15 protein-coding genes and 2 tRNA genes are annotated in these 18,011 nt (G+C 42.1%); 9 read left to right on the forward strand and 8 right to left on the reverse strand.

Going from position 1 to position 18,011, the window contains the following annotated elements; all coding sequences use genetic code 11:
* Positions 1–100 precede the first annotated feature (100 nt).
* The 6 genes from ribH to recG all read left to right on the forward strand — a co-directional run bounded on the left by ribH (position 101) and on the right by recG (position 7,965).
* The gene (gene ribH, locus J3U67_RS03100) at positions 101–553 is read left to right on the forward strand and encodes a 6,7-dimethyl-8-ribityllumazine synthase (protein ID WP_100139918.1); all 453 of its coding nucleotides are present in this window, start codon (positions 101–103) and stop codon (positions 551–553) included.
* A gap of 34 nt (positions 554–587) precedes the next feature.
* A complete protein-coding gene (gene nusB, locus J3U67_RS03105; protein ID WP_100152718.1) occupies positions 588–1,004 on the forward strand; it encodes a transcription antitermination factor NusB in 417 nt (138 codons plus the stop codon).
* 154 nt (positions 1,005–1,158) lie between these two features.
* Positions 1,159–1,809 carry an RDD family protein gene (locus J3U67_RS03110; RefSeq protein ID WP_267403703.1) on the forward strand — a complete coding sequence of 217 codons (651 nt, stop codon included), beginning with the start codon at positions 1,159–1,161 and terminating at the stop codon, positions 1,807–1,809.
* Positions 1,810–2,067: 258 nt separating this feature from the next.
* On the forward strand, positions 2,068–2,646 hold the full coding sequence (locus J3U67_RS03115) for an RDD family protein (protein WP_267403705.1): 579 nt from the start codon (positions 2,068–2,070) through the stop codon (positions 2,644–2,646).
* 1,190 nt (positions 2,647–3,836) lie between these two features.
* Positions 3,837–5,705 (forward strand): dihydroxy-acid dehydratase, encoded by a 1,869-nt coding sequence (gene ilvD, locus J3U67_RS03120; RefSeq protein WP_267403707.1) that lies wholly within the window; start codon positions 3,837–3,839, stop codon positions 5,703–5,705.
* Between the two features lie 223 nt (positions 5,706–5,928).
* Positions 5,929–7,965 carry an ATP-dependent DNA helicase RecG gene (recG, locus tag J3U67_RS03125; RefSeq protein WP_267403709.1) on the forward strand — a complete coding sequence of 679 codons (2,037 nt, stop codon included), beginning with the start codon at positions 5,929–5,931 and terminating at the stop codon, positions 7,963–7,965.
* Positions 7,966–8,576: 611 nt separating this feature from the next.
* Here the strand turns inward: recG and J3U67_RS03130 are convergent.
* The 5 genes from J3U67_RS03130 to J3U67_RS03150 all read right to left on the reverse strand — a co-directional run bounded on the left by J3U67_RS03130 (position 8,577) and on the right by J3U67_RS03150 (position 11,714).
* A tRNA-Glu gene (locus tag J3U67_RS03130) sits at positions 8,577–8,651 on the reverse strand.
* 10 nt (positions 8,652–8,661) lie between these two features.
* A tRNA-Arg gene (locus J3U67_RS03135) sits at positions 8,662–8,738 on the reverse strand.
* Between the two features lie 156 nt (positions 8,739–8,894).
* Positions 8,895–10,235 carry a deoxyguanosinetriphosphate triphosphohydrolase gene (locus J3U67_RS03140; RefSeq protein WP_267403711.1) on the reverse strand — a complete coding sequence of 447 codons (1,341 nt, stop codon included), beginning with the start codon at positions 10,233–10,235 and terminating at the stop codon, positions 8,895–8,897.
* A gap of 166 nt (positions 10,236–10,401) precedes the next feature.
* Entirely contained in the window at positions 10,402–11,160 is a 759-nt protein-coding gene (gene gloB / locus J3U67_RS03145) for a hydroxyacylglutathione hydrolase (RefSeq protein ID WP_267403801.1), read from the reverse strand.
* 17 nt (positions 11,161–11,177) lie between these two features.
* A complete protein-coding gene (locus J3U67_RS03150) occupies positions 11,178–11,714 on the reverse strand; it encodes an NUDIX hydrolase (protein WP_267390055.1) in 537 nt (178 codons plus the stop codon).
* A 124-nt stretch (positions 11,715–11,838) separates the two neighbouring features.
* Between J3U67_RS03150 and crcB the strand changes: the two genes are divergently transcribed.
* Positions 11,839–12,207 carry a fluoride efflux transporter CrcB gene (gene crcB, locus J3U67_RS03155; RefSeq protein WP_267403713.1) on the forward strand — a complete coding sequence of 123 codons (369 nt, stop codon included), beginning with the start codon at positions 11,839–11,841 and terminating at the stop codon, positions 12,205–12,207.
* A 101-nt stretch (positions 12,208–12,308) separates the two neighbouring features.
* Here crcB and J3U67_RS03160 read toward each other — a convergent pair whose 3' ends face one another.
* Both J3U67_RS03160 and J3U67_RS03165 read right to left on the reverse strand, forming a co-directional pair.
* A complete protein-coding gene (locus tag J3U67_RS03160; RefSeq protein WP_267403715.1) occupies positions 12,309–12,854 on the reverse strand; it encodes a GNAT family N-acetyltransferase in 546 nt (181 codons plus the stop codon).
* Positions 12,855–12,906: 52 nt separating this feature from the next.
* Complete coding sequence (locus tag J3U67_RS03165) at positions 12,907–14,535, reverse strand: ABC-F family ATPase (protein WP_267403717.1); 1,629 nt, start codon at positions 14,533–14,535, stop codon at positions 12,907–12,909.
* 144 nt (positions 14,536–14,679) lie between these two features.
* Here J3U67_RS03165 and J3U67_RS03170 point away from each other — a divergent pair, with 144 nt between their 5' ends.
* Positions 14,680–15,903, forward strand: coding sequence for a chloride channel protein (locus J3U67_RS03170; protein WP_267403719.1), 1,224 nt, complete (start codon positions 14,680–14,682; stop codon positions 15,901–15,903).
* Between the two features lie 24 nt (positions 15,904–15,927).
* Here the strand turns inward: J3U67_RS03170 and hemF are convergent, their stop codons facing one another.
* Positions 15,928–16,854, reverse strand: a complete 927-nt coding sequence (gene hemF / locus J3U67_RS03175; RefSeq protein WP_267403721.1) for an oxygen-dependent coproporphyrinogen oxidase — start codon at positions 16,852–16,854, stop codon at positions 15,928–15,930.
* A 236-nt stretch (positions 16,855–17,090) separates the two neighbouring features.
* Between hemF and grxB the strand changes: the two genes are divergently transcribed.
* A complete protein-coding gene (gene grxB, locus J3U67_RS03180; RefSeq protein WP_100139904.1) occupies positions 17,091–17,738 on the forward strand; it encodes a glutaredoxin 2 in 648 nt (215 codons plus the stop codon).
* The last annotated feature ends 273 nt before the right edge of the window (positions 17,739–18,011 follow it).

An 18,011-nucleotide genomic window follows, 5' to 3' on the forward strand; every position in this document is an offset into this window, starting at 1 on the left:
ATCAGTCCGATAAATACCAGCATTAGCGTTGTAAGAGCGTGAACATATTTGTCTGTTCTTACACTTTACGCTTCTGGCTAAACTGACAAAAGGAAATCAAATGAATATCATTACCCCAGAACATAATGGTACCGGTCTGCATATCGGCATTGTACAGGCACGTTTTACCAACCCGATTGGCGTAGAACTGGTTAAAGCCTGCACCGATCGTCTGGTTAAACTAGGGGTAAACGATAACGATATCACACTGGCCACAGTTCCCGGTGCATTGGAAGTACCTCTGGTATTACAAAGCATGGCTCGCAGCGGAAAATTTGACGCTTTAGTGGCTATTGGCGTAGTGATTCGTGGTGAAACCTACCATTTCGAACTGGTATCCAATGAAGCTGCCGCAGGCGTATCCCGAATCAGTCTAGAACACCAAATTCCGATTGCCAATGCCATTCTTACCACCGAAAATGATGCACAGGCACTGGCACGCATGTATAACAAAGGCAGTGAAGCTGCGGTGGTGGCCATTGAAATGGCCAATTTGCTTAAAACCAAATATTAATTATTTTCCGAACAAGGACACCTTATACATGTCAATGATCACTCCACGCCGGCGTGCCCGTCAGTTTGCAGTACAGGCTCTGTATCAAGCTCAGCTAAACAAAGAAGAATCTGCCGCCATTATTGCCCAGAATATTCGTGACAATGAGTATTTTGCCAAAGCCGACGGCGAATTATTTACACAGATTTTTTTCGGTGCCTATAACAATCAGCGCGATTATATGAAACGAATCCGTCCGCTACTGGACCGACATGAAGACGAGCTGAGTCCAGTGGAGCGTGCTGTATTGTTAATGGCTTGTCATGAACTTTCCGCTATGCCAGAAACACCCCATCCCGTCATTATTAATGAAGCTATAGAAATTACCAAAACCTTTGGCGGAACTGATGGCTACAAATTCATCAATGGGATTCTGGATAAACTTTCTGCCGAACTGAGAACTACATCTTAAAACAAGTTTTATTTTTGCAGAATGACAAGCAGACTGACAAACAGTCTGCTTTTTTTACAAAATAAGTACTGATCATAATTCATAATATTTAACATATATTGCTTAAAATTCATCATATATTTACAATAGTGTATATAATTTCCATGATAATTTTATGCAAAATAAATCTAATATAAAAGTTTCAGTTTCAAATCTAGGCATACACCAGCAATCCTGTCCTGCTCTGCCAAAAGATGGACTGGAGCTGGCCTCCCCCGCCCATCGTATGAGTGCCGTAATGATCAATCAGGTATTAACTTCTTTGATTTTTATACCTTTATATATTCAAATGTGTTTATCGATCCCAGATAATGCCGATTACGATACAGATAATGCAACTGATCTACATCAGTATCAAAATCTAGATTTTGTAAGCTGGATAAGCCAGCCTGCCACAAAATTTATTATTGGTTTAACCTTTATTGTACTGATTGTTTATACTTTATGGCAGGTTTACTGGATGAGCAAATACGGACAATCTATAGGTAAACGCATACTTAAAATCTGGGTCATCCGAACAAATGGAGAAAATCCAGGCTTTGCCCGTAATGTAATTTTGCGTGAATTAATTTATCAAATTCTGGTAATTGTTTTTAGTTTAATCACACTCGGTATCGGATATTTTGTATTTATGTTAGTTCCTGCTATGGTATTTATTAAAAAATGGAACCGACGTACATTTCAGGATTTTATGGCTGGTACCATTGTTGTTTCTACTAAAAATACCGTTAAAGATGAAAGAATCAGAATTACACTCCCTAAATGAGCAACTGTATTTGTGATTGTATAATTAATGTCGATTAAGTAAAAATTACGCTACAACTATTTCTTATATTGACATACCACTTACATCTAAAAACTTAAGAAAAAATACATAGAAATTCAGCAACTATTTTGAATATTAATTTTCAAAACGTTGAAAAAACAAATAGCAATCTTTAGAATATTTGATTTTAAATGCTTAAATAATAGCATTGAATTATAAACTTAACCCATCCTTTACAATAACCGATAGACAATTATTATGCCTAATAACCTCGAAAATTTTTATTCTAATCTCGTGGATGCTCAGTCTGAAAAAGAAACAGAAGTTGAACTGGCTAGTCCGTGGAACAGAATTGCCGCCTACATCATCAATACTCTGTTGACATCGATAGTTGTAACACCAGGAATAATCATCCTTATCATAGAAATGATTCGATCAAAATCTATAGGTTATAATCTGATAGGTCCTGTATTATGGATAATGATACCGCTAACCATTTATGGAATCTGGCAAATTATATTAATGAGTAAAAAAGGTCAATCGTTAGGCAAGCGGATGATGAATATCAAAGTTATTGGCATGGATGGACGAAATCCTGGATTTATCGGTACAGTTTTACTCCGTGAAATGGTTTTTAATATGATTGCCACTATTGTTTCGTTAATATTAACGTTTGTTTTTGTGGGTCTCTTAAATTTTCCTGACACATTAACCAGTAATTTTTTTGAATATCTAATACCATTTATTCTGCTAGTAATGCTTTTTAGAAAAAAAACCCTCCATCGTACACTTCAGGATTATTTAGCCCGCACAATAGTAATCAAAGTTAATAACTAAACATAGTATGTGTTAATTAACTAAATATTTTTATGTATAAATTTATTTTTAAAACAACATAGACTGTTTTAAACTATGATGACAAGCATTAGTGAGTCAGTTAACCAAATCAGATAGAGCAGTGATATAAGCTGCTCTATCAACTCACAGATAATCAATATAGAAAACAACTTTATTCATATCATGCTTTGCTTTCACTCACCTTATTATATAAATTTAAATAATTAATCTAATTATGTTTTTAATACAAAAATTACCAAATACATTTATGCAAATCAAGAAAATTAGTTTAAAAAAAATTTTTCTAAATATTTTGCAATATGCGCTCATTAATATCAGTTAATAATATATTACCATAAAATAATAAGATACTAAGTTCAGCGTCATTTGGAACTATTTCTAAAATAATTGTTTATACTAGGTTTTAATGTATATCGAATCGGCTAACCGTTTTAGCATCTGTTGATTCTTATAAGTATTATCATATTACACATTGTCAGCTGTTATTGGTTCTGAATCTTATCGATATATATAACTGATAATTTCCAATTTTTAATCACAAAATATTTATATGAGCCGTTTTCATTCGATGAGTCTGAAATTAAAGCTGAGTTAGCTTCACCTTAGAAACGTACCATAACGGTTATCGTTAACTGACTTATTTTATATCTGTGATTAATGCTAGGAACGATTTTATTTACCTTTTTGGTGTAATATTCCACAGCAAAATGGCTCAAAAATTCGATATCGTATTAGGTGTTTTTTACCTTTATAATCTTTTTTGTTGGCCAGAGTATATTAATGAGTACCAAAAGGCAAAAATTTGGCAAAAACTAATAGTCATAATAGTGATCGTGATTAACAGAAACAATCCCAGGTTTATAGGGACAGTTTTAATGCGTTCTGTATTGTCTTTTTTGGGCTAATAGTCATTAATCTAACAATAAATTTGATTATCTATCCAAATATCATTCCTACATTGAATCATCCCAATCTGATTGCACTATTTTTATGTCATTTGTATGATAATGCGTTTCATACTGAGAATTTCCATCGTACGCTTGAAGACTATCTAGCCAAAACAATTGTAATCAGAGCATGCTTTGAGTTTACAAACATCAACTGCCTGCGTACCATAGCTGACAGTTGTTTTACATTTACACATAAAAAACAATACAAGGGAATGCATCATGCCACAATACCGTTCGCAGACATCCACACACGGGCGAAATATGGCCGGTGCGCGTGCACTATGGCGCGCCACCGGTGTCGCCGATCAAGATTTTGGCAAACCAATTATCGCTATTGCCAACTCTTTTACTCAATTTGTACCAGGCCACGTACATCTACACAATATCGGTCAACTAGTTGCACGTGAAATTGAGCGTTCCGGCGGGATCGCTAAAGAATTTAATACCATTGCCGTAGATGATGGCATCGCCATGGGGCATGAAGGTATGCTTTACAGCCTACCCTCACGCGATTTGATTGCTGATAGCGTTGAATATATGGTTAATGCGCATTGCGCTGATGCCTTAGTGTGCATATCCAATTGTGACAAAATCACCCCGGGCATGCTAATGGCGTCAATGCGTCTCAATATTCCAACTATATTTGTTTCCGGTGGCCCTATGGAAGCCGGTAAAATTATCGACACTACAGACGGCCAGCAGCATACACGCAAACTGGATCTGATTGATGCCATGATTGAGGCCGGTAACGATAAAATCAGCGATGAAACCGTTGCTAAAGTGGAGCGCAGTGCCTGTCCAACCTGTGGTTCATGTTCGGGCATGTTTACCGCTAATTCTATGAATTGTCTGACAGAGGCTCTGGGCTTATCTTTACCCGGTAATGGCTCACTATTGGCCACTCATAGTCTACGCAAAGAGCTGTTCCTTGAGGCCGGCCGACGAATTGTTGAGCTTGCCAAACGCTATTATGAACAGGATGATAGCAGTGTGCTGCCACGAAGTATTGCAACAAAGGCTGCGTTCAATAATGCCATGAGTCTGGATATTGCCATGGGAGGTTCTACCAATACGGTATTACACCTTCTTGCCGCTGCGACTGAAGCTGGTGTGAATTTTAAAATGGCAGATATTGATCAGTTGAGCCGGCATGTACCCTGTCTGTGCAAGGTGGCACCGGCCACACAAAAATACCATATGGAAGATGTCCATCGCGCCGGAGGTGTAATGGCCATTCTGTCCCAGCTTAATCGTGCCGGCTTGCTGGATACCAGTGTACACACTGTACATATGCCTACATTGGCCGAAGCCATCTCACATTGGGACATTGGCAATCCAGCCAATACTGATGCCCGTCACCGTTATCAGGCGGCTCCGGGCGGTGTACGCTCTACTGAGGCTTTTTCACAAAGCTGCATCTGGCCTGAGCTTGATTTAGATCGCGAAAACGGTTGTATTCGTGATAAAGAGCATGCCTACTCTCAGGATGGCGGTTTGGCGGTGTTGTTTGGTAATCTGGCTGAACGTGGCTGTGTGGTGAAAACCGCCGGTGTCGACGATAGTATTCTGAAATTCACTGGCCGTGCCCGTGTATTTGAAAGTCAGGATGAGGCTGTTGAAGCGATACTGGGTAATCAGATTGTGGCTGGCGATGTTGTCGTTATTCGTTATGAAGGTCCCAAAGGTGGTCCCGGTATGCAGGAAATGCTCTACCCGACCAGTTACCTGAAATCCAAAGGTCTGGGCAAAGCCTGTGCTCTACTCACCGACGGCCGTTTTTCCGGTGGTACATCCGGTTTGTCTATCGGACATGCTTCTCCTGAAGCAGCCGAAGGTGGCAATATTGGGCTGGTGCATGAGGGCGATATCATTGAAATTGACATTCCGCAGCGACGCATACATTTGGCAGTCACCGATGCCGAATTAGCGCAGCGTCGAGCAGAAATGGAAAGCCGTGGTGCTCGTGCATGGAAACCGGTAAAACGTCAACGCCATGTTTCCGTTGCATTGCGCGCTTATGCCGCCATGACTACAAGTGCCGATACTGGTGCAGTTCGTGATGTATCTCAGGTAGAGAGGCAGGATTAATTAATCTAAACATTACCCGTTTTGCAGCGAAATTGAAACTCGATCTGTAAAACGGGTATTTTTTATACATGATATAACTCTATTTCTGGTTTTGCTCATAAAAAACTATTTGGCAGCCAAAGTTTCTTAATTATTACATCTACATGGTATCAGCAGGAATAGCATGATGCGTGTAATCGTGTTATGTTAACTAGGATATTTCTTGTTTCTTAACTGTCTGACCATGTCTACAGCAGATTTTCCTTTCCCTGTCAGTACCGCCACGCAGGCTAAACTGGCCAAGCTCAATATCAATAATATCTGGGATCTGGCTCTGCATCTGCCTTTACGCTATGAGGATGAAACTCATATTACCCCAATTGCCGATGCTCGTGCCGGTATTCCCGTACAGATTGAAGCCACGGTCATTCATCAGCAAATCCAGTTTCGTCCCCGTAAGCAGTTAATCGTACAAGTACAAGATTTATCCGGACATGTTCTGTATCTGCGATTTATTCACTTTTACCCCAGTCAGCAAAAGCAACTAGCAGAAGGGAAAGTGATTCGGGCGTTGGGAGAAATCAGACACGGTTTTTTTGGTGATGAAATGGTGCATCCAAAAATCCGCACTGATATTGAGCAAGGACTATCAGAAAGTCTAACTCCTGTTTATCCCACGGTTAATGGCCTGAATCAACCTGCATTGCGACGGCTGATTCAGGCCGCACTGAAACATCTGCCTGACGACGATACATTACCTGATGAGCTATTGCAGCAATTGCACTTACCACCATTATTACAAAGTCTGAAATTTCTGCATTCTCCTCCACCAGAATACTCAGTACAGGATTTACATCAAGGCACCTTACCAGCCTGGCAACGATTGAAATTTGATGAATTACTGGCACAGCAACTATCGATGCGGCTTGCACGCCAGCAGCGATTAAAAGGACATGCTGCAGCTTTATCTGGTGATGGACACATCAGCAAGCTTCTACAGACAAATTTAGGTTTTGCTTTAACCAGTGCCCAGCAACGTGCTATTAATGAAATCAAAACCGATCTGGCACAAACACATCCAATGCATCGTCTATTACAGGGAGATGTAGGCAGTGGTAAAACCATTGTATGTGCACTGGCCGCCGCTATTGCGGTGGAAGCGGGTTTTCAGGTTGCAATAATGGCACCCACAGAAATTCTGGCAGAACAACATTATCTGAAATTTCAACAATGGTTTGCCTCTCAAGGGATAACAGTGGGCTGGCTCTCGGGCAGTGTGCGCAAAAAAGCTAGAGAAAACACCAAAACAGAGCTGGCGAATGGAACATTGCAACTCGCTGTGGGTACACATGCCCTGTTTCAGGAAGATGTTTCGTTTCATAATTTGGGTTTAGTCATTGTTGATGAACAGCACCGCTTTGGCGTAGCTCAACGTTTAGCACTGAAAAATAAGGGCAGTGATGTACATCAGTTGATGATGTCTGCTACACCGATACCACGCACATTAGCCATGAGCTTCTTTGCTGATCTGGACGTCTCAGTTATTGATGAATTACCACCGGGACGCACCCCTATAGTGACCCGACTGGTCAACAGTACGCGTCGGCAAGAAGTTGAAAAACTGGTACAACATACCTGCATTCAGGGTCGGCAAGTGTACTGGGTGTGCCCTTTAATTGAAGAGTCGGAAACATTACAGTTACAGACGGCAGTTGATACCGTTGCCCAGTTACAATTGGCACTACCCCAGCTAAACATTGGCCTGATACATGGGCGCATGAAATCGACGGAAAAAGCAGAAGTGATGGCCGCATTTGCGGCTGGCACGATACAGGTGCTGGTGGCCACAACGGTCATTGAAGTAGGTGTAGATGTCCCAAATGCCAGCTTGATGGTCATTGAACATGCAGAACGGATGGGGCTAGCGCAGCTGCATCAGCTACGTGGTCGTGTGGGTCGTGGTTCTGCGGCCAGTCGCTGTGTTTTATTGTTTAGTGAACCGTTGAGCGATTTGGCAAAAGCCCGTTTGAAAGTGATTTATGAAAATACCGATGGATTTGAGATTGCTCGGCAGGATTTAAATATCCGTGGACCGGGAGAGTTTCTTGGCGCGCGTCAAAGCGGTGTACCAATGCTGCGTTTTGCAAATTTGGAAGAGGACTTGCCCTTACTGGAAAAAGCCCGCAATCTGGCTCCACTGCTGATTAATCAGCAACCACATGTGGTCAGAAAGCATTTACAGCGCTGGCTGGCACAACGAGCTGCTTATCTCGGTGTATAAAGGATGATGGTTACCGGATTTAAAATTTTACTGACACTTTGCTTGCACACAATTTTTAGAAAAATCGGTACCTTTTTTAAATTTTTCATCATTTATAAGTTCATAATTCCGCTCAAGATTAATCTGTGCATTCTTTAGCTCGTTTTATCTATCGATGTCTGAATGAATTGTTTAGGATTATTGAATATAATTATAATGATTTCATTATTTATCAATATATTAATACCATTTGTATTTATATATTTTTTAGAATTATTTCTTTTTTTTATGCCATCTTATACTTGAATGATATTTGGGAAAGCAAACCAGCAACTATCATCGGTTAAGACAAAATCCGAAATTGGTTTCAAGTGGCCGTTATTCAACAGTAATAGCTTCAATCATAACTGATAAACATATATTCTACGTTAGCAGATGTATATCTCATATAAAATGCAATTGTGATTTCAGCCTGATTCTATAATAATCATGAATTATTTAATATTTCAAATACTTATCTAAAATATATCACTGTATCTGTATTTTATTACCTACGAATAGTCAGATTATTCTTTTTTCTAGATAAGAAAATAAAAAAACCTGTTTGAACAATCAAACAGGTTTTTAGAATCTGGCACGCCCACGGGGAATCGAACCCCGGTTACCGCCGTGAAAGGGCGATGTCCTAACCGCTAGACGATGGGCGCGTTAGCTTGATGGTGCACCCGGAGCGATTCGAACGCCCGACCCTCTGGTTCGTAGCCAGATACTCTATCCAACTGAGCTACGGGTGCACTGCTTTCGAACTCGTTTAAGAGTCACCGAAAATCAAGAAGCGCGATAATACGCAATAATTTGCTTCTTGGCAAGAAAAAAACCGCACAAAATTAAAAATAATATTTATACACATGATTTAAATAATTATTTATCCATTTAATCAGTGCTAATAATTACAACATGCCAATACCCGACACTTCGCGTGCCAGCTTCGCTGCTGTGTTATCCGTCATCCCGCCAACAAAATCCAGCACTTTCATATAAGCCTGATACAAATTATCGTCACGAGTTAGTTTCTGCTCTTTCAATAATGACAAAGCCAGCTCCTGCCGCTTGCTCATTTTGTCGGTTTTAATAAAGTCATGTACTGCTGGTACCAGCAGACCCAATATCGAACCAAGACAGGGAAAAGTAGCGATTTCGGTAATTAATTTGCTCTGATGACGAAATATGCGTTTACATGCCAAATCCTTAGCAGCATTAAGCGCATCACTAACATCAGGACTTGCCAGCTCAATAAGATCTTTACCGCGAAATTCGCCGTTTAATAAATCTCCATGATACTTGATAAAGGTATGCGCGATATCATCTACAGCACGGCCAATGGCGATACCGCGCAATCGTGCACAGTGTGCCTGACTAGTGTCTGAATGCAAGTTATATTCCTGATTGATCAGTCTAGATAAAATTTGCTCAACTTCTTTTACCTGCAATAGTTCCAGTTCGACTGCATCTTCTAAATCGAGTAATGCATAGCAAATATCATCAGCCGCTTCCATCAGATAGGATAAAGGATGCCGTACCCATTGATTCTCACCCGCAGTAAGCAAGCCTAGCTGTTGTGCTACGCAGCGAATAAAAGGCAGTTCAGTCTGATAAATATTGAATTTACTTCGCCCTTTTTGTGCTGAACTTGTCCATGGATATTTCATTAAAGCGCCGATAACCGCCGCTGTGAGCCTCATTCCGCCATCATTCTGATACATTTCCAGACTAGCTACCAGACGCAGGCTATGTGCATTACCTTCGTAAGTTTCAATATCATTGCGTTCAACGGCACTGAGTTTATGTAAATAATGTGCATGTTGCGGATCACGGAACCATTCACGCAAAGCCTCTTCACCAGTATGGCCAAATGGCGGATTGCCAAAATCATGTGCTAAACAAGCCACCTGTACAATGGCTCCGATATCAGCTGGGTGACTGTCTGGTGGTAAAAAATCACCATTTGCAAGCATTACGCCGACTCGATTCCCCAGACTACGTCCCACACTAGCCACTTCTACACTGTGTGTCAGGCGATTGTGTGTGTGGTCATGTAAAGCAAATGGATGCACCTGTGTTTTACGTGCTAGCCGGCGAAAACCACTGGAAAACACCACACGGTCATAGTCTATATGAAAATCTGTACGTAGCGCTTCTGCACCTTCTTCACTGGACGCGGTTACGGTTGGGACGATACTGCCATTGTTCGGTTTAAAACGCTGGGTACTTAACAGTTGTTTCCAGTTCATCCTGTATCGAGATGTTGTATTCATATTTTGGCAGTTGATAAGCTGAATGCACCCTGATTTTTTCAGTCTAATATCATCTTTCTCAGGCATTCAACCTTGTTTCAACTCATTTATTCCTTCGTTATTATGCTGCCTCAATGATAACATGCTGCAATCGGCATCGGAATCAGAATTGATTTTTCCATTCGCGTAAGCAGGTAAAAACAGCCAGCGGCTGATTAGCATTTTGTCGCGGCAGACCATGTTGTATTGCAGCGGCGATTACCTGTGGCTGGCTGATACGTAAAAAAGGATTGATAGCGCGTTCATGAGCTAATGTAACCGGCAGAGTTGGCAGCGTTTCAGCTTGTCTTGAGGCTTTCTGGATTGCCTCATTATCCGGCTCAATTGCATGCGCAAATCTTAGATTGGCCGCAGTATATTCATGTGCAGGATATAACAATGTATCAGGTGAAAGACTGTTTAGACGTTGCAAACTGGCAAACATTTTGGCCATGGCTCCGGGAAGCACCCGCCCGCAACCTGCACTGAAAAGTGTATCACCACAAAACACATGTTGCCGGCTCTCGTCATCGGTGAGTATATAAGCCAGATGATCTTCTGTGTGCCCAGGTATGTGCCATACGGATACCTGTTGTCCGAAAGCTGCAAACCGACTCCCTTCTGTAACCGGCCAGTTTACCAGCCTCCATCTATCCGACCCAGTAATCACACACCGTGGAAACTGCTGTAACAAAGCAGAAACCCCGTCGATATGGTCATAATGTGTATGAGTCAGCCAGATGGCACTTAGAGTTATCTCATGCGCAATCAGATAATCAATGACACCTTGCGCTTCTCCGGGATCTACTACAACAGCCTGCTTTTCCTGATGTAACAGCCAGATATAATTATCAGTTAAGGCGGGTATCGGAAGAATCTGCATCACAGCCAACTCCAACTTTAGCAATACAATAACCAATATTGCAATGCAATCAATGTCTTACCATCATGAATCTGATTACTGGCCAACGCTTTACGCACCTCTTCCCTACTGAGCAGAACAGGCTCGATTATCTCATCTTCGTCTGCGCTCAGCTTACTATCAGCTTGCACATTTTCAGCAAGATAAAGATACATTTTTTCATCACCAAAGCCTGGAACGGTGTAAAAAGTGTGAATGAGTTTAACTTCTGTGGCTGTATAAGGGGTTTCTTCAGCCAATTCACGCACAGCAGCGTGAGCCGGATCTTCATTTTTTCCATCCAGCTTACCAGCGGGAATCTCAAGTAAGGCTTCCCCTACCGGATAACGCCATTGACGCACCAATACTACTTTTTGTTCTGATGTTACCGCCAACACTGCAGCTGCACCTGGATGCTGCACCACTATCCGTTGCGCCTGATTACCATTGGGCAGACAAACTGTATCTTCAAATACATTGATAAAGGCACCATGATAAACTTCTTCACTGCTGATTTTAGTTTCGGTTAGATTCATAAGAATAAATTTTTTAGTGTAGTTGAGAACCTTAGCGTAGCCATTTCAACTGTAGTTGACAATATTAGTGACGCTGCTTTAGCGTAAAATAAATGAATCTGTATCCTGTTTCGGTAGTTTGTTTATGTATCGGTCTATATTTGCGATTGCTGGTGGTGCGGCACTGGGTGCTGTTGTACGTTGGCTATTAAGTATCAGTCTAAACACCATTCATTCCACTCTACCCTATGGCACCTTAGCTGCAAACTGGATTGGCGCTTATTTGATCGGGTTGTCAAGTGGTCTGTTTCTACATTTCGTAAATATAGCCCCTGAATGGCGCTTGTTCGTTATTACAGGATTTCTGGGGGGATTAACCACGTTTTCAACCTTTTCCATGGAATCAGTACAATTACTTCAGTCCCACCGCTATGTTCTTGCGCTCACCCATATGCTTTTACATACAGGCGGTTCTCTGCTGCTCACCATATTCGGCTTGTTTTGCATACAGTAGTGGCTAAAATTCGTCTGAAAAATACTATAAATAAGTCATATCAAAGTACTGCCAATAAAAAAACAGCATAGATATGCTGTTGATTCTCTTCTTGCTTCTTCTCAATCGCCTGTCGGTCTGAGGGGGGTATCCAAAATCAGCTGATACAAAGCCGCATCCAGCCAGTGGCCAAATTTAAATCCTATCTGTGGTAGCGTGCCTACATGAGTGAAACCCAGCTGTTCATGCAGGGCGATGCTGCCACTATTAGCCGCATCAATCACCCCCATAAGAACATGCATATCAGCCTTGCGTGCACGTTCAATCAGTTCCTGCATCAGCATGCGCGCCAGTCCCTGTCGACGGCAGTCATCACGCACATAAACACTGTGTTCTACGGTATATTTATTTGCTGGATAATCTCTGAATGCACCCCATGAAGCAAAAGCCAGCAGATCACCTTGCTCGTTCACTGCACCGATTACAGGACAGTTACGCGCACGTTTGGCGGCAAACCAGCCATTCATAAATGCCAGTGTACGCGGTTCATAATCATATAGAGCCGTAGAAGAAGCAATCGTATGATTAAAAAGTGCCAAAATGGCTTCTGCGTGCGCCTGCTCATTACAATCAACCAGTTTTACCGCAGAATTTTTGCTTGTACTCATCATTATCTCCCATATAAAAAAACTGCCTGTGTAAATAGGCAGTCAATATAAATCAAACCAGACCTTTCTTGGCCAGATAACCTTCATAATCACCCAGATAATATTCAAAGCCACCTTCACCATCTAGCTCAATAATCTGCGTTGCAAGACTGGAAACAAACTGACGATCATGGGATACAAACACCAATGTACCTGGAAATTTTTCCAGTGCCATATTTAGCGCTTCGATGCTTTCCATATCCATATGGTTGGTCGGTTCATCCATAACCAGCACATTCGGTTCTTGTAAAATCAGCTTACCATACAGCATGCGGCCTTTTTCACCACCAGACAGCACCTGTACGTGTTTACCGACTTCATTGCTGCCAAACAACAGCCTCCCGAGAGTGCCACGGATAACCTGTTCATCATCACCTTCTTTACCCCATTGGCGCATCCACTCTGTTAACGTCATCGGTACGTCAAAATCATTTTCATGATCCTGTGGGTAATAGCCAACCTGTGCTTTTTCCGCCCATTTCACACTACCACTATCCGCTTTAATACCTTCGTTATAAGCTTCATCATAAGCTCCTGCCAAGAGTTTCAGCAAAGTGGATTTACCGGCACCATTTGGGCCGATAATTGCCAGCCGTTCCCCCGCATCCAGCATAAGACTCAGCTTTTTGAACAATTGGCGGTCAAATCGTTTAGATAAATCCTGCACTTCCAATGCCTGCCTGTGCAATTTTTTCTTATCATCAAAATTAAAACGAATAAACGGGCTCTGACGGCTGGATGGCTTGACTTCCACCATATCGGCCTTGATTTTATCTGCCAGCTTGGCGCGACTGGTAGCCTGCCGTGCTTTAGATTTATTAGCCGAAAAGCGAGCTACAAACTCCTGCAGCTCCTGCAATTTTTCCTTGGCTTTGGCATTGTCTTTCAGTGTACGTTCGCGAGCCTGCGTAGAAGCCAGCATATAATCATCATAATTACCTGGATACAGCGTAATGCCACCATAATCCACATCAGCCATGTACGTACACACTTCATTTAAAAAGTGGCGGTCGTGCGAAATGATAATCATGGTAGATTCATAACTATTCAATACACCTTCCAACCAGCGGATGGTGTTGATATCCAGATTATTGGTGGGCTCATCCAGCAGCAGCACATCCGGTTTGGAAAACAATGCCTGCGCTAACAACACGCGCAGCTTAAACCCCGGCGCCACTTCACTCATGCTAGCATTATGCAAATGCTCATCTATACCCACACCGGCAAGTAATTCAGCAGCTCGGGCTTCCGCCGTATAACCGTCATATTCTGCAAATTTGGCCTCCAAATCTGCCGCGCGCATATAGTCATCTTCAGTTGCATCCGGATTGGCATAGATAGCATCACGCTCGGTCATCGCGGCCCACATTTCCGTATGCCCCATTAACACCACATCAAGCACACGCATATCTTCATAAGCAAACTGATCCTGCCGCAGTTTACCCAGACGGAGCCCCTGATCTATGGCTACTTCACCACTCGTAGGCTCCAGATCGCCACCCAGAATTTTCATAAAAGTTGATTTACCTGAACCGTTGGCACCAATCAAACCATAGCGATGGCCGCCACCGAACTTCACCGATACATTTTCAAACAATGGCTTAGCGCCAAACTGCATCGTAATATTATTGGTACTAATCACAGGAATGCTTCCTTTAAAATCCTGACAAAATAGGCTGATTTTAGCACAGGCTTAAGCCGAAATTCCGCAAACCGTATTCCGACATTTACAATAAAGGCATTAAAGTGTAAAAACCACTTTTATTTACCACTGATGCATACTGTCATGACCCGATTAAGCCCCAGAATGATTGCTTTATTATTGCTCTGCGGAGCCATTGCTGGTGTGGCAGGTATGTCCTTAATCGGACTACTGCATATGATCCAGCAGCTTGTCTATGGCATCAGGCGTATTGACGGCATCACTTTTCGAGACATGGTAGAACAAACCAGTGCTATGCATCGTCTGCTGGCTGTGTCTGGCTGCGGCATAGTGGGTGGCATTGGCTGGTTTCTGCTGCACCGTTTTGGTGCCAAACTAGTAGATATCAAACAGGCCATCAGTACCAGCACCACCCCCATACCGCTAGGTACGACTGTGATTCATGCGTTGCTACAGATTTTAACAGTGGGTATGGGCTCACCCCTCGGGCGGGAAACCGCTCCACGTGAAATTAGTTCTGCTCTGGCGGATTGCATCAGCCGTCGATTGCAAATCAGCGCCGAGGAACGGAAAATTCTCTTAGCCTGTAGTGCGGCAGCAGGTCTGGCAGCGGTGTTTGATGTACCACTAGCCGGTGCCCTGTTTGCTCTAGAAACGCTACTTCTCAGCTTTCAACGCCAATGCGTGATTGCTGCCTTAATTTGCTGCACAACTGCGGCATGGGTAGCACGGTTGGGTTTAGGCAGTTCAACTTCCTATCAGCTACCGACACTTACTCTTAATAGTACATTATTAGTTTGGGCGTTATTACTCGGCCCTATTATCACCGCCGGTTCTTGGCTGTTACAACAGCAATTAGCTTACTGTAAACCCGCAAACCGCAGCACACCGCGCCTAATTTTTATCAGTGTTGCCGCTTACGTACTAATAGGTGTACTGGCAATGTGGCTGCCGGAAATACTGGGCAACGGAAAAGCAGGTAATGAATTATTATTTAATGACAGCATTAGTTGGCAATATGCAGCAGCTCTGCTTATTGGCAAGTGGCTTGCCTTGTTACTGGCTACACGAGCCGGTGCTTATGGCGGTTTTATTACACCCTCAATGATGATTGGTGGCCTTGTTGCCTTACTTGCGGCTACCGCATGGAATAGTATATTGCCTCCTGTGCCCTTGATAGCAGCCGTAGTAGTTGGAGCAACAGTTTTTCTGGCGGTACAGCAAAAAATGCCTCTGACCGCAATATTATTTGTAATAGAAATAACCAATATCACACCTGATATTATTATGCCAGTCAGCTTGTGTCTGCTGACTGCTCTTCCAGTACAGCAGGCACTAAACAAATAGAAAATCTGCGCCGAATTCCCTCACTTATACTGAGCAAGTTTCACCCTCTGCCAGCCAGTCGTGTATCTGTAAATACTTGGCTAGCTGAGCTTCAGCAGAACCCGTTTCAGGCTCATACTGATATTCGAAACGGGCAGCAGGCGGCATAGACATCAGGATAGATTCCGTACGTCCGCCAGCATGTAAACCAAACTGTGTGCCTCGGTCACAGAGTAGATTAAATTCTATATAACGTCCGCGCCGGTAAAGTTGAAATTGTCGTTCCCGCTCGCCAAAAAGCATACTCTTACGCCGCGCCACAATTGGCAAATATGCCTGTGTATAGGCTAAGCTAACCGCCTTTATAAAAGCAAAACATTGAGCAAAATCCCAGCGGTTTAAGTCATCAAAAAACAAACCACCCACCCCCCGCTGCTCTCGCCGGTGTGGCAAATAAAAATAGCGGTCACACCACTGTTTGAATTCCGGATACACTGCTTCTCCAAATGGCAGACAAGCTGCCTGAGCTACCCGATGCCAGTGTAAAACATCTTCTTCAAACGGATAAAAAGGTGTTAAATCAAAGCCTCCACCAAACCACCATACTGGACTGGCGTGCTCAGGATAGGCCACAAATAGACGCACATTGGCATGGCTAGTAGGCACATAGGGATTACGCGGATGGACTACCAGTGATACCCCCATAGCTTCATAAGGTGCTCCAGCCAGATGCTGACGTTGCCGTGTAGCAGAAACCGGCATTGCTTTACCCTTTACATGGGAAAAATTTACTCCTGCCTGTTCAAATACCGCCCCGTCTTTTAAAACCCTCGTACAACCAGAACCTAAAGCACCAGACCAATTATCTATTACAAAACTGCCCGTTCCATCAGCTCCTGCCAAAGTATCAGCTAAATCGATCTGTAAATTTTTAAAAAAATCTAAAACTTGATTAAATACATCACCACTCATGAAAAAACCACAAACTTTGATTAATTAATATATGTATAATGTTAATTAATTTACAGCACAAAACAACCACAGCAACAGAATTTTTAAATCTGTGGATTATTGTGTAAGAAAAAGTATTTTACTGCACATTTATCAACTGCAATACACCAGTAAAAATATCAATAAACCGATAAATGTCTGAATTGTGTCTTCGGCACTAAATTTATTACGCACACTATTAAAATAAGGAAATTTCAATGCAACTTTATCTTTATGACCATTGCCCTTTTTGCGTCCGTGCGCGGATGATATTTGGAAAAAAAATAGTACCAGTTGAAAATATTTTTCTGCTAAATGATGATGAAAACACACCCATAAAACTCATTGGCAAAAAAATGGTACCCATACTAGTCAAAGATGATGGCAGCGCCATGGGTGAAAGTCTGGATATTGTGCAATACATCGACAATCTTTCAGACAGTACACATTTAAGCCCTACTGTCCGACCAGAAATTCAGGGCTGGATCAAAATCGTTGATACTTACCGAAACTTCCTCACCGCGCCACGCTGTACACAGATTAATCTGCCTGAATTTGCCACCCAAAGTGCCATTGATTATTTCGTCAACAAAAAAACTGCCATCTACGGCGATTTTCAACAGCATCTACTAAACAGCCAAACCTACATCGAACGTCTGAACGCCGACTTAATTGCCTTATCACCACTCATTCACAGCGACCGTGGTGCGAATGGAACTTTTGGCATGGAAGACATCCTGTTGTTCCCGATTCTGCGCAATCTTACTATGGTTAAAGGTATTGAATGGACTGCACCTGTATTAGACTACATGCATAGCATGAGCCGCATTACTCGTATTCCGTTGTTTGATGACCGCGCCATCTGAAACAACCTCACCCAAAAGTGCAGCCGCTAAATTTAGCGGCTGCTTTTTTATTTAAATAATATTTAAAATTATAAACTTATAATGAATTTTATTAACATTATTGTATTGTGTATTTCACAATACTACAATAGATTAAATATTGATAAAGAATTAACATACCTTTAATTTGAATATTTTGAATATAAATTACAGGCATGATATTTAAATGAATATTCAGCCTACTCTATATTTATTCAAAGCATTAATAAGTAATCAACTTTAGAGGAAATACAT

The sequence above is a fragment of the Snodgrassella sp. B3837 genome (genome assembly GCF_026535955.1).
Classification (GTDB): domain Bacteria; phylum Pseudomonadota; class Gammaproteobacteria; order Burkholderiales; family Neisseriaceae; genus Snodgrassella; species Snodgrassella alvi_E.